Genomic DNA, 13,428 nt, shown 5'->3' on the forward strand with positions numbered 1-13,428 from the left:
ATGGTTCGCGAGAAGATCATCATCACCGGTGCGAGTTCAGGTCTCGGAGAGGGGATGGCCCGCGAGTTCGCGGCCCGCGGCCGCAGTTTGGGACTCGCGGCGCGACGGATCGATCGGCTGGAATCGCTTGCCGGGCAACTCGAATCATCCGCGCGCCGGGTGGCAGTCAGGCAACTCGACGTGACCGACGCGGATGCGGTCCCAGTGGCCTTCGAGGCGCTGTCGGAGGACCTCGGCGGTGTCGACCGGGTGATCGTGAACGCCGGGCTCGGCAAGGGTGCTCCGATCGGAACCGGACACGCCGCGGCCAACATGGAGACCGTTCAGACCAATCTCGTCGGTGCGCTCGCGCAAGCCGAAGCGGCGATGGAGATCTTCCGCAGGCAGAACGCAGGACACCTCGTCCTGGTGAGTTCGATGAGTGCGGTCCGGGGCCTGCCGAAGGCTCAGACCGCGTACTCGGCCTCGAAGGCAGGAGTCTCGGCCCTCGGACAGGGGCTCAGAGCCGAACTCGCGGGAAGCCCGATCACGGTGACAGTGCTGCTTCCGGGTTACATCGAGACGGACATCAACCGCGGAGTGAAGACCTCGATGATGACCGACACCGAGCGCGGGGTGAAGGCGATGGTCGCGGCGATCGAATCCGAACGCGCCCGCGCGGCGGTTCCGGCGTGGCCGTGGACGCCGATCTCGTGGGCGCTGCGCTACCTGCCGGAGTCGCTCTCGGCGAAGCTGATCTGAGCCACACCTCGCGAGGAACTCGTTCGACCGAATAATGTGGGGACAATGATGACGAATCTGCGTGGACGGCTCGACGGGACGGACGATTTCGACATCACATCGACTGTCTCGTGGCACGCTCTGGCTGCTCACCAGCAGCATGTGTACTCGCTGCACCTGCGTGAACTCTTCGTGATGGATCCTGATCGCGGACGTGATCTGACGGTCGACGCCGCCGATCTGCACATCGACTTCTCCAAGAACCTGATCACCCGGGAGACCGTGGAACTGCTCGCGGCACTCGCCCGTGAGGCCGGTGTGGAAGAGCAGCGCGATGCCATGTTCGCCGGGGCGCATCTGAACACCTCGGAAGACCGTGCCGCGCTGCACATCGCGTTGCGGCTCCCGCGCGACGCCGAACTCGTGGTCGACGGCCAGGACGTGGTGGCCGACGTGCACGCGGTCCTCGATGCGATGGGCGAGTTCACCGACCGGGTGCGCAACGGCGAGTGGACCGGCTACACGGGCAAGCCGATAACCGACGTGGTCAACATCGGTATCGGGGGCAGCGACCTCGGTCCGGTCATGGCGTACGAGGCGCTTCGCCACTACCGTCATCCGGGGATCACCGGGCACTTCGTCTCCAACAGCGACCCGTCCGATCTGGTGTCGGTGCTCGAGGGACTCGACCCCCAGACCACGCTGTTCGTCGTCTCGTCGAAGACCTTCACCACCCTCGAGACCATCACCAACGCGACCGCGGCGAAACGGTGGCTGCTGCGCGAGCTCGGGGTCGACGGGGCCGACTCGGACGCGGTCGCCAAGCATTTCGTCGCCGTCAGCACCAACACCGACGAGGTCGCGAAGTTCGGTATCGACACCGCCAACATGTTCGGATTTTGGAACTGGGTGGGCGGCCGCTACTCGATCGACTCGGCGATCGGGCTGTCGTTGATGATCGCCATCGGCCGTGAGCTGTTCGGCGAATTCCTCGCCGGTTTCCACGCGATGGACGAGCACTTCCGGACCGCGCCGCTGGAGCGGAACGCGCCGGCGATCCTCGCGCTGGTGGGTCTGTGGTACTCCAACTTCTGGGATGCGCAGTCGCAGGCCGTGCTGCCGTACTCCGACGACATGGCTCGGTTTCCGGCATACCTGCAGCAGCTGACGATGGAGTCGAACGGGAAGTCGGTCACCGCCGCCGGACATCACGTCACCTCGCCGACCGGCTCGATCTACTGGGGTGAGCCGGGGACCAACGGGCAGCACGCCTTCTACCAGCTCCTGCATCAGGGGACCTGGCTGATCCCGGCCGATTTCATCGGGTTCGCGCAACCGCTCGACGACCTGCCCGCGGCCGACGGACGTTCGATGCACGACATCCTGATGAGCAACTTCTTCGCACAGACGCAGGTGCTCGCCTTCGGCAAGACCGCCGACGACATCGCCGCCGAGGGGGTGCCGCCGAAGCTGGTGCCGCACAAGGTGATGCCCGGAAACCGCCCGTCGACGTCGATTCTGGCGCCCAAGCTCACGCCCTCGGTCCTCGGACAACTGATCGCACTCTACGAGCACGAGACCTTCGTGAAGGCGATGATCTGGGGGATCAACCCCTTCGACCAGTGGGGTGTGGAACTCGGGAAGAAGCAGGCCGTCGATCTGCTCGGCGTGATCAGCGACGACGCCGCGCCTGCGCCGCTGCCGGACTCGTCGACCGACGCACTGGTGCGCTGGTACCGCACCGAACGCGGCCGGCCGTCCTGAGGCCGCCGGGAGGCAGGGAGGTCGCTAACGCCCCAGCGGTCCACGGCCCAGTCTCAGGAGCAGCATCGCGAGGGTGTGTCCCTCGGACCCCAGCGCGGAGAAGCGGTCGAGGACCTTCATCTCGCGGCTGTGCACCAGGCGCGGTCCACCCGTAGCCATGCGGTGCGCGCCGATCTTCTTCGATACTGCACTGCGCCGCTGAATGGCGGCGAGGATGACGGCGTCCATGCGGTCGATCTCGACCCGGAGCTCCTCGATGTCGTCGGGCAGGGCGGTGACATCGTCGCTCAGCCCCAGCGCTTCCAGATCCAGCGCGAACCGTCCGCCGCCGTCGTTTCCGTGGGCCGCGCCGTCATTGGTCTGCTGATCATCCTGGTCACTCACGTCTTCCGATTTTGCCACGCAGGGTTCGCAGGCGTGGCGGCGCGTAGTGAACAATGCAGTGATGACCACCGCCGCGATGACCACCGCGAGAACGACCGCCGCGAGAAGAGTCGGAGCACTGGCACTGGCGCTGATAATGGTGCAGCTCGTCGTGCGCGCGGTGCTGGTGATCTGGGGAAACTTCTACTGGGACGACCTCATCCTCATGGGGCGGGCGTCCACGTACCCGATTCTGTCGTGGGATTTCCTGGGTTACAGCCACGACGGCCACTTCATGCCCGCCGCGTTCCTGGTCGCCGGGCTCACCACGGCACTGGCCCCCGTGCAGTGGTGGCTGCCCGCGCTGACGCTGCTGGTCCTGCAGGTGGTCGCCTCACTGGCGGTGTGGCGGATGATCCGCATCCTCGCGCCGCGGGCGGGGGGCTGGGCGCTGGCCGCCCTGGGCTTCTATCTGTTCGTTCCGATGACCGTCAGTGCCTACGTCTGGTGGGCGGCCGGTCTGAACACCCTGCCGATGCAGGCCGCGATGGCAGTCGTGGTCGGCAACGCGGTAGCGCTGGTCCGCGACCGCCCGGACCCGGTGCGCAGTCGGCGTCTGCTGATCGGCGCGGTGGCCGCCTTCGTGGTCGGTCTGCTGTTCTTCGAGAAGTCACTGTTCATCCTGCCCGTCGCCTTCGTCGCGGCGGTTCTCGCGCTCCGCAATCGCTCATCGGCCCGCTGGGACGATGAGGCCGACTACCGATCGTCACCGCTGAGCCAGGCCTTTCTGCGGGCTCGTCCGCTGTGGCTGATCCTCGGCGGCGTGTTCGTGGTGTGGGCCGCGGTCTTTCTCGCGACGTCGACGGCCACGGCCGGCGTCCACTCCATCGGGCAGACGGCCCATCTGGTGTGGCGCAGCATCACCAACGCGATCGTGCCCTCGTTCACCGGCGGTCCGTGGGTGTGGGAGCGGTGGACGCCGTCGCCGCCGATGGGTTTCCCGAGCGTGTGGATGATCGTGCTCGGCTGGGTGGTGCTGGCGTCGGCGATCGCGATCACCGTGCGCCGCAGACGCGGCGTGGCGCTGATCTGGTTCTTCGCACTGCTGTACGCGGTGGCGGCCCAGATTCCGGTGATGTTGAACCGGTCGAGCGGCAACACCGCGCTCGAGCTGGCGCAGACCATGCGGTACCTGCCCGACACCGCGCTGGTGCTGGCGATCGCGTTGGCCCTGATCGCCGCGGCGCCGCCGAATGTCGGTGCCCACACCGCGGGACCCTCACAGCCCGACCGGCGGATGGCGGTCGCGGCCGCGGTGGCAGGTGTGGCCTTCCTGGTCTCGGCGGTCACGGCCACGATGTCCTTCGGGCAGTCCTGGCGTGACGATCCGACCGGCGGCTATCTGCGCACCGCGCGTGCGTCGCTGGCGTCGATGGACGGCAAGACGATGTTCGATCAGCCGGTGCCGCTCGAGGTGCTGCTGCCGGTCGCTTATCCGAACAACATGATCAGCCATGTCTTCGGCCGCCTGCGCGAGCGTCCCGACTTCGGGAAGGTCACCGATGAGTTGAAGGTCCTCAATCCGGAGGGTCGCCTGGTCGCGGGAGCGGTGTCGCCGGTGCGGACCTTCGAGCCGAGCCGGGGCAGCTGCGCCAAGCCCGGCATCGACGACCTCACCAGGCTGCCGCTGAGCGGCCCGTTGATCGACTGGCAGTGGACCGTCGGTTTCAGCTACTGCGCCGACCGAGCCGGCACCGTGGAACTCCGTCTCGAAGGGGGCGACCCCGTCGAGGTCCCGGTGCGATCGGGACTGCACGCGGCCTACGTCCAGCTCGACGGGCACGGCACCGAACTCCGGATCCGGCCGGTGACGCCGGGGCTGCGCCTGCACACCGGGGACGGCAGGGTGGGGGCGCCGGTGATGGCCGAGGCGGCGCCGTGACCGATGGTCGGGGACAGGCGTGACGGCGAGGACTGTCGGGGGCCGAAGGTAGCCTGAAGAGGCCATGAACTCTTCACCTGCCGCCATCGACGAGACCCAGCTGAGCGACCGGGGACGCGAACTCCTCGACGGACTGAACCCCCAGCAGCGAGATGCGGTGCTGCACACCGGGTCGCCGCTGCTGATCGTCGCGGGAGCGGGATCGGGTAAGACGGCCGTGCTGACCCGGCGCATCGCCTTCCTGCTCGCCGAACGGAACGTGACGCCGGGACAGATCCTCGCGATCACGTTCACGAACAAGGCCGCAGCCGAGATGCGCGAGCGGGTGATCGACCTGGTCGGACCGCGCGCTGCCTACATGTGGGTCTCGACCTTCCACTCCACCTGCGTTCGGATTCTGCGGGCGCAGTCGAGCCTGCTCGGTGATCGCAACTCGAACTTCTCCATCTACGACGCCGACGACTCGCGCAGACTGCTCGGCATGGTGGTCCGCGACCTCGACCTGGATCCCAAGAAGTTCAGCCCGCGCGGTGTGGGCACGTTGATCTCCAACTTCAAGAACGAACTGAAGGATCCCGACGACGCCGCGGCGGAGGCGGCGGCCGACGGCCAGAGTGATCTGGCGGCGGGCACCGTCGCCCAGATCTACGCCGAGTACCAGCGTCGGCTGGCGGCGGCGAACGCCTTCGACTTCGACGATCTGATCGGCGAGACGGTGTCGTTGCTGCAGCGGCACCCCAATGTCGCCGAGTACTACCGGCGCCGCTTCCGGCACGTGCTGATCGACGAGTACCAGGACACCAACCACGCACAGTACGTGCTGGTGCGGGAGCTCGTCGGCGAGCAGACGACCCCGAGCGGCCTGGAGCCGTCGGAGCTGTGCGTGGTCGGCGACGCCGACCAGTCGATCTACGCCTTCCGCGGCGCGACGATCCGCAACATCGAGGAGTTCGAGCGCGACTACCCGGACGCCGAGACGATTCTGCTCGAACAGAACTATCGCTCCACCCAGACCATCCTGTCGGCGGCCAACGCCGTCATCTCGCGCAACGCGGGACGCCGTGAGAAGAAGCTGTGGACCGATTCGGGCGACGGCGACCTGATCGTCGGTTACGTCGCCGACTCCGACCGCGACGAGGCCGCGTTCATCGCGAAGGAGATAGAGGAACTGGTCGATTACTCGATCGGGGGTTCGGCGAGCCACACGTACGCCGACGTCGCGGTGTTCTATCGCACCAACACCGGGTCGCGGTCGCTGGAGGAGGTCTTCGTCCGCCACGGAATCCCCTACAAGGTGGTCGGCGGCACCAAGTTCTACGAGCGCAAGGAAGTGCGCGACGTGATCGCCTACCTGCGCGTGGTGGCGAACCCCGACGACTCGGTCAGCCTGCGCCGGATCCTCAACACACCGCGGCGCGGGATCGGCGATCGTGCCGAGGCGTGCGTCGCCGTCCATGCGGAGAATCTCGGCATCAGTTTCTACCAGGCGCTGGTGGAGGCGACCGAGAACCGCGTCCCATTGCTCAATACACGCGCGGTCAAGCAGATCACCCTGTTCGTCGACCTCATCGAGGGCCTGCGCAGTGACTTCCTGATGGCCTTCGGCGCCGTCGGCGGGGAATCGGTCGACGACGCCGTCGCTGACGCGACCACGGAGGGCGGCGACATCGGCGAACTGGTCGACGCGATCGTCGATCGCAGCGGCTACCGTGCCGAGTTGGAGGCGTCCAACGACCCGCAGGACGCCGCACGGATGGACAACCTCAACGAACTGATCGCCGTCGCCCGAGATTTCAGCATGGAAGCCGCGCAGCGGGCCGATGAGCCGACCGACCCCGACGCGGACGCGGCCGGCGAGGTCGTCGGCGACGGTGAACCCGAGCCCGGCTCGCTCGCGGCGTTCCTGGAGAAGGTGGCCCTCGTGGCCGATGCCGACCAGGTGCCCGACGAGGGAGAGGGCGTCGTCACCCTGATGACGCTGCACACCGCCAAGGGGCTGGAATTCCCCGTCGTCTTCGTCACCGGCTGGGAGGACGGGCACTTCCCGCATATGAGGGCTCTCGGCGATCCGGCCGAACTCAGCGAGGAGCGACGGCTGGCGTATGTCGGGATCACTCGAGCCCGCCAGCGTCTCTATCTGACCCGTGCGATGTCGCGCGCATCGTGGGGACAGCCGGTGTCGAACCCGGAATCGCGGTTCCTGCAAGAGGTTCCGCAGCACTTGATCGACTGGCGGCGTAGCGAGCCGAAGCGTGGCATGCGAGAGTTCGGCTCCCGCGGCGGCAGCTTCGGATTCGGTTCGGCCGGCGGAGGATCGTCCAACGGTTCCGAGTCGGGTTTCGGCTCGGGGCTGCGCGGACGGTCGTCGTACTCGTCCGACCCGACCCGTGGGCGGAACAAGAACGTCCACTACGAGATCGGCGACCGGATGAACCATCCGCAGTACGGGATGGGGAAGGCCGTGGCGAAGGAGGGGAGCGGTGTCACCGAGCGCATCACGTTCGACTTCGGCGGGAAAGTGGGCCGCGTGACGCTGATGACCGTCGGCGGACTGCCGGGGGAGAAGCTGTAGGGCAGGGGTGGTGGGCAGACGTCTCGATACGCTCGCTCACTACGTTCGCGTGCTACTCGACCAGCCTGGGGGGCTGGTGCTACTCGACCGGCCTGGGGGGCTGGTGCTACTCATAGCTCCTATGTCAAGCTGCGGTGTTCAGGGCCGGGTTGATGCGGTTTTGGTAGTCGGTTTCGAGGGCTCGGAAGACGGCTCGGACGATCTGTCGTTTGAGGCAACGCAGGGCCTGCTTCTTCGACATTCCTTCGGCGAGTTTCCTCTCGTAGTAGGCGTGCCCGAGAGTCTGGTCGCAGCGTGCTTGAGTCAGGGCGATGACATGGATTGCTCGGTTCAGTTGCCGGTTGCCCGATCTCGTCAGCCTCATGGTCCCTTCGGTTCTGCCGGACCATACCGGCACCGGTGCGATCCCGCAGTAGCGGGCGAGCTGGTCCTGGCCGGGAAACCGATCGACGTTGGCGACCTCTCCGAGGATCTTCGCAGCGGTCAGCACACCGCAGCCGTCGATCTCCCGCAACGCCGACGACACCGGGGTCACCACGGCATCGATCCGCTTGTCGAGCTTCTTGATCCGCGCAGTCAGATCCATAACATCGGCCAGCACCTCGGCGGCGATCTCCACCAGCACTCCGGACCGCTCACCGAGCCATGCTCTGATCCGTTGCTGAGCCAGGACGGTCGTAAGGTCGGCCGTATCGCCGAGGAACTCCGGATCCAGCTCGTGGAGATGCCACCGCAATCGGTTGATCGACGAGGTCCGTTGCACGACATGATGATCGCGGTGATCAGTGAGCAACTTCAGGTCCCGGGAAATCTGGTCGTGAGAGGCGACCGGCAGGTCGGGTTCACGTTGTGCCGCGCGCGCTACGGCCAGGGCGTCGATGGGGTCGGACTTGCCTCGTTCCCGGCCGGTGCGGCGATGAGCCGCCATCAGATGCGGGCTCACCCGCACCACTGACTGCCCGGCCGCCAGCAGGTCCCGTTCCAAACGATTAGACATGTTCCGGCAATCCTCGACCGCCCACAACAGTCCGTCGGTCTCAGCACCGGGCAACAACGCTCGTGCCCACGCCAACGCCTGGCGATGCCCGACCGTGGTAGCCGGGACGACCGTCTCAGCGATCTTGGCACCGACCGTATCGACGGCTACGAAGGTGTGCCGCGCCTTGTGAACATCGGCTCCAACGGTGATCATGAAATGGCCTCCTATTGCAGTAGGTGCAAGGGTGAGGACGAGGCCAGCCGGCCCGGGCAAATCTCAGTGGAGCCCTGATGCAAGGACACGCTCCTATCAAGCCACGGCCGTCTGGCCTCTCCTCACCGGGAACCGGCACAACGAGTGAACGCCACCCACACGCGGAGGCAACAGGCCTGAGAGCCAAATCCCCGGTGAAGAGAACCCAACCACCACCGAAGTGGCCACTCAACCATCACACTGAGACCGGCCTGGGGAGCTGGTGCTGCTCGGCAAGGTCGGTGGGCCGGTGCGGCTCGGCGAACCGAACCCGTCGGTGTCTGACTAGCCGGTGAGTGCGGAGAGGCGGACGCCCTTCTTGGCGAGCCAGATGGCGGGATCGATCTTCACGTAGGCGCCGCTCGGGCCCTTGATCCACACCTCGAAGTGGCAGTGCGGTCCGGTGGAGAACCCCTCGGAGCCCACCAGCGCGATGGTGTCGCCGGCGGTGACCTGCTGGCCCTTGTGGACCAGCACACCGGAGGAGGCCATATGGCCGTAGACGGTGATGGTGCCGTCCGGCGCCTTGAGCCGCACCCAGTTGCCGAACCCGGAGGCCGGTCCGGCGTCGATCACCACGCCGTCGGTGGCGGCATGGATGGGCGTACCGAGCGGTGCGGCCATGTCGATGCCGCCGTGGAAGGTGCCCCAGCGGGGCGCGAAGGCCGACGTGAGGTTGTAGACGCCCATCGGGATCGGGGAGACCACGAGGGGCTTCTGCTTCGCGGCGATGGCGGCCGCCTGCTCCTTGGCGATCTTCACGCCCTGCGAGAGCTGATCGCCGAAATCGCTCATATCGGCCTGCGAGGCGGCCGGAACGGCTCCGGGGCCGGTGTCGCTCGCGGAGGTGTTCGCCACCGGGACGACGTTCGAGCCGTCGACCGGCGCGGGGTCGGCGGGGGCCTGGGCGAGTGGGCTCGCCTGGCCGTCGGATCCGGAGCCGGTGACGGCGATCGCGGTGGCGCCCGCGGCGATGGCGAATAGGGCGGTACGAGCACGCAGGGCCGACGAGGGGGCGCGGAGGCGGTGCTTCGGCTTGCCTGTCTCGGGCTGCGCGGCCACCGCAGTGGCGGTGGTGTCGGCAGCGGTGTCGTCGACCGCTGCGCCGTCGGTGAGAAGGATCTCGGTGGTGCTGACGGTGTCCTGGTTCAGCGCGGACCCGCCGAGGCCGATGCGCAGCGAGCGCGAAGGGAGCGGGAAGTCGTGAGTGCTGGGGGTGTCGAGAGGAGTGGGGTCGGCTTGGCCGGCTGTTGCGCCGTCACGGTCGAGAAGGCTCCGTGCTGCCAAGTCGTTCACCTCAAATCCTCAGCGCTGCCGCTCGAGGCAGCGGCTCGCATGTCGTGACCTAGTTGTTACCAACCCTGACGACGGTAACGAACGGTCGGCGCTAAGTCCACCGCCTCTCTCTATGACGTCCTCATTCTGGCTGCTCAGCGGCCACAATTGCGGTGCATAAGGGGTTACTGGTCAGTAGCGCGTGAGATGCGGCACAAGGTTGGGGTCGCGTTCGAATGCGACGGCGCCGGGGGTTTAGAGTCGCCTATGGCCCGCGTTACACCGGAGCGGGCGAAACATTACTTCAGATGGTGAGCTGAATGGATCTCTTCGAATACCAGGCGAAGGAACTGTTCGCCAAGCATGGGGTACCCACCACACCAGGTCGGGTGACTGACACTGCCGCCGATGCGCGGGCGATCGCCGAGGAAATCGGCAAGCCCGTGATGATCAAGGCGCAGGTCAAGGTCGGCGGCCGCGGTAAGGCCGGTGGCGTCAAGTACGCCGCAACCCCTGATGACGCACAGACGCACGCTGAAAACATCCTCGGGCTCGATATCAAGGGCCACGTTGTCAAGAAGCTCCTCGTTGCCGAGGCCAGTGACATCGCCGAGGAGTACTACATCTCCTTCCTGCTCGATCGCGCCAACCGCACCTACCTGGCCATGTGCTCGGTCGAGGGCGGCATGGAGATCGAAGAGGTCGCCGCAACCAAGCCGGACCGGCTGGCTCGCATCGCCGTCGACGCGGTCAAGGGCGTCGACCTGGCGTTCGCGCGCGAGATCGCCGAGAAGGGCCATCTGCCCGCCGAGGTCCTCGACGCGGCCGCCGTGACCATTCAGAAGCTGTGGGAGGTCTTCGTCGCCGAAGACGCACTGCTCGTCGAGGTCAACCCGTTGGTGCGCACGCCGGACGATCAGATCCTGGCGCTCGACGGCAAGGTGACGCTGGACGGCAACGCCGAGTTCCGGCAGCCGGGCCACGCCGAGTTCGCGGACAAGGACGCCACCGATCCGCTCGAGCTCAAGGCCAAGGAGAACGACCTCAACTACGTCAAGCTCGACGGTCAGGTCGGCGTCATCGGCAACGGTGCGGGTCTGGTCATGTCGACCCTCGACGTGGTCGCCTACGCCGGTGAGAACCACGGCGGCGTGAAGCCGGCCAACTTCCTCGACATCGGCGGCGGTGCGTCCGCCGAGGTGATGGCGGCCGGTCTGGACGTCATTCTCGGCGACGAGCAGGTCAAGAGCGTCTTCGTGAACGTCTTCGGCGGCATCACCGCCTGTGACGCGGTCGCCAACGGCATCGTCGGCGCGCTCGCCAAGCTGGGCGACGCCGCCAGCAAGCCGCTGGTGGTCCGTCTCGACGGCAACAAGGTCGAGGAGGGTCGCAAGATCCTGGCCGAGGCCAACCACCCGCTGGTGACCCTGGCGGACACCATGGACTCGGGTGCCGACAAGGCCGCTGAGCTGGCGAACCAGTAGGAGACGAAGAAGACTCATGTCGATCTACCTGAACAAGAACAACAAGGTCATCGTCCAGGGCATCACCGGCGGCGAGGGCACCAAGCACACCGCGCTGATGCTGAAGGCCGGCACCAACGTCGTCGGCGGTGTCAATGCCCGCAAGGCAGGCACCACCGTCTCGCACGTGGACGCCGACGGTAACACCGTCGAACTGCCGGTGTTCGCATCGGTCGCCGAGGCCATGGAGAAGACCGGGGCCGACACCTCGATCGCCTTCGTGCCGCCCGCCTTCTCGAAGGACGCCATCATCGAGGCCATCGATGCCGAGATCCCGCTGCTCGTGGTCATCACCGAGGGCATCCCGGTCCAGGATTCGGCCTACGCCTGGGCGTACAACGTCGACAAGGGCGCCAAGACCCGCATCATCGGCCCGAACTGCCCCGGCATCATCACGCCGGGCGAGGCGCTGGTCGGCATCACCCCGAACAACATCACCGGCAAGGGCCCGATCGGCCTCGTGTCGAAGTCGGGCACCCTGACCTACCAGATGATGTACGAGCTGCGCGACCTCGGCTTCTCGACCGCCATCGGCATCGGCGGAGACCCGGTCATCGGCACCACCCACATCGACGCGATCGAGGCCTTCGAGAAGGATCCGGAGACCAAGCTCATCGTCATGATCGGCGAGATCGGCGGCGACGCCGAGGAGCGTGCGGCCGACTACATCAAGGCCAACGTCACCAAGCCGGTCGTCGGCTACGTCGCGGGCTTCACCGCGCCGGAGGGCAAGACCATGGGCCACGCAGGCGCCATCGTCTCTGGCAGTTCCGGCACCGCGCAGGCCAAGAAGGAGGCCCTCGAGGCCGCCGGCGTCAAGGTCGGCAAGACCCCGAGCGAGACCGCCGCACTGGCGCGCGAGCTCTTCGACGCACTCTGATCGGACTCCGGTCCGGACGGACCTGAGAGTCGGACGACGAAACGTCCCGGTACGGCTGCATTGCCGCACCGGGACGTTTCGCATTCAGCCATAATCGTCGAGTGATAACCGATCTGGTCTCGGGTGCCGTGAACCGCGTGCTCGATGTTCCGCGTGCAGTGATCCGCGGCGTGCTGTCCGAGGCGATCGCATTCCTCACCGAAGAGATCGACCTGACCGAGGTGCTGCTCGCGGCCGTCGACCTCGACCGGGTGCTCGGCGAAGTGAATCTGCAGGCCGTCGTGGAACGACTGGACCTCAACGCGGTGATCGACACCATCGATCTGCAGAAGGTGCTCGACGGCATCGACCTGACGCCGATCCTCGACCGGCTCGATCTCAACCCGGTTCTGGCCAGACTCGACATCGACGCGGTGGTCGACGGAGTCGACCTCGACAAGGCGGTCCGGCGCATCGATCTCGACGCCGTCCTCGCGGGCGTCGATCTGGTCGTGGTCGGCAACCGGGTGATCAACGGCGTGGATCTCTCGTCGATCGTGCGCGACGCCAGTTCCACCGTGACGACCGAGATGATCTCCGACGTCCGGACCAGCAGCGAACGCGCCGACGACGCCGTGGAGGGCTTCGTGAACCGGGTCTTCCGCCGGAAGTCCGACGATGACTGAGCCGCGCGACGCGCGGCCGCGGACCGCGGGGATCGTGACCAGGCTGATCGCCGCCGTCATCGACGTGGTGCTGGTGGTCGCGCTTCTCGGTCTCGGTTATCTGGGGACGGCCTTCGTCCTGTTCACGATGGATATCACCAACTTCGCCTTCCCGCAGGTCGGGTGGTGGTTCACCACCAGCGGATTCCTCGGCATCGCGTTCGTCTATCTGGTCGCCGGGTGGTCGGTGACCGGCCGGACGGTGGGGAACGTGTTGATGGGACTGCGTGTGGTGCGCGTCAGCGGACGGCCGATGCACTTTGCGCAGATCCTGCTCCGGGCGTTGACCTGCGTGGTGTTCCCGGTCGGACTGTTCTGGGTTGTGCTGTCTCCGCGGCGGATGTCGTTGCAGGACGCGGTGCTGCGGACCAAGGTGATCTACACCGACGGATGAGAGAGGGGCGGACCGCCGCCGTCGACCGGGCCCGCAGTGTCGGATCCGGGTGGTTAGATA

Annotated in this window: 11 protein-coding genes; 8 read left to right on the forward strand and 3 right to left on the reverse strand. The window is 66.7% G+C overall.

The genetic code is table 11. From position 1 onward, the window contains the following. Positions 1-741: an SDR family oxidoreductase gene (locus ACZ5QD_RS00120; RefSeq protein WP_006894647.1), complete on the forward strand. Its 741-nt coding sequence runs from the start codon at positions 1-3 to the stop codon at positions 739-741. A 48-nt stretch (positions 742-789) separates the two neighbouring features. Next, on the forward strand, positions 790-2,484 hold the full coding sequence (gene pgi / locus ACZ5QD_RS00125) for a glucose-6-phosphate isomerase (RefSeq protein ID WP_006894648.1): 1,695 nt from the start codon (positions 790-792) through the stop codon (positions 2,482-2,484). A 24-nt stretch (positions 2,485-2,508) separates the two neighbouring features. Here pgi and ACZ5QD_RS00130 read toward each other — a convergent pair whose 3' ends face one another. After that, complete coding sequence (locus ACZ5QD_RS00130) at positions 2,509-2,796, reverse strand: chorismate mutase (RefSeq protein ID WP_231650238.1); 288 nt, start codon at positions 2,794-2,796, stop codon at positions 2,509-2,511. Between the two features lie 133 nt (positions 2,797-2,929). Between ACZ5QD_RS00130 and ACZ5QD_RS00135 the strand changes: the two genes are divergently transcribed. Continuing rightward, positions 2,930-4,789 (forward strand): TgpA N-terminal domain-containing protein, encoded by a 1,860-nt coding sequence (locus ACZ5QD_RS00135; RefSeq protein ID WP_464367006.1) that lies wholly within the window; start codon positions 2,930-2,932, stop codon positions 4,787-4,789. 64 nt (positions 4,790-4,853) lie between these two features. After that, positions 4,854-7,361 carry a UvrD-helicase domain-containing protein gene (locus ACZ5QD_RS00140; RefSeq protein ID WP_045538630.1) on the forward strand — a complete coding sequence of 836 codons (2,508 nt, stop codon included), beginning with the start codon at positions 4,854-4,856 and terminating at the stop codon, positions 7,359-7,361. Between the two features lie 124 nt (positions 7,362-7,485). Here ACZ5QD_RS00140 and ACZ5QD_RS00145 read toward each other — a convergent pair whose 3' ends face one another. Further along, the gene (locus ACZ5QD_RS00145) at positions 7,486-8,553 is read right to left on the reverse strand and encodes an IS110 family RNA-guided transposase (RefSeq protein WP_045538629.1); all 1,068 of its coding nucleotides are present in this window, start codon (positions 8,551-8,553) and stop codon (positions 7,486-7,488) included. Positions 8,554-8,877: 324 nt separating this feature from the next. Next, the gene (locus tag ACZ5QD_RS00150; protein WP_006894652.1) at positions 8,878-9,888 is read right to left on the reverse strand and encodes a M23 family metallopeptidase; all 1,011 of its coding nucleotides are present in this window, start codon (positions 9,886-9,888) and stop codon (positions 8,878-8,880) included. A gap of 299 nt (positions 9,889-10,187) precedes the next feature. Here ACZ5QD_RS00150 and sucC point away from each other — a divergent pair, with 299 nt between their 5' ends. From sucC to ACZ5QD_RS00170, 4 genes are all read left to right on the forward strand, one after another. Continuing rightward, complete coding sequence (gene sucC / locus ACZ5QD_RS00155) at positions 10,188-11,351, forward strand: ADP-forming succinate--CoA ligase subunit beta (protein WP_006894653.1); 1,164 nt, start codon at positions 10,188-10,190, stop codon at positions 11,349-11,351. A gap of 16 nt (positions 11,352-11,367) precedes the next feature. Further along, a complete protein-coding gene (sucD, locus tag ACZ5QD_RS00160; protein WP_006894654.1) occupies positions 11,368-12,270 on the forward strand; it encodes a succinate--CoA ligase subunit alpha in 903 nt (300 codons plus the stop codon). Between the two features lie 101 nt (positions 12,271-12,371). Continuing rightward, entirely contained in the window at positions 12,372-12,935 is a 564-nt protein-coding gene (locus ACZ5QD_RS00165; protein WP_006894655.1) for a hypothetical protein, read from the forward strand. Next, the gene (locus ACZ5QD_RS00170; RefSeq protein ID WP_006894656.1) at positions 12,928-13,368 is read left to right on the forward strand and encodes an RDD family protein; all 441 of its coding nucleotides are present in this window, start codon (positions 12,928-12,930) and stop codon (positions 13,366-13,368) included. The genes ACZ5QD_RS00165 and ACZ5QD_RS00170 overlap by 8 nt, the downstream gene beginning before the upstream one ends. Positions 13,369-13,428 lie beyond the last annotated feature (60 nt).

The organism is Gordonia sp. J1A (assembly GCF_055393515.1).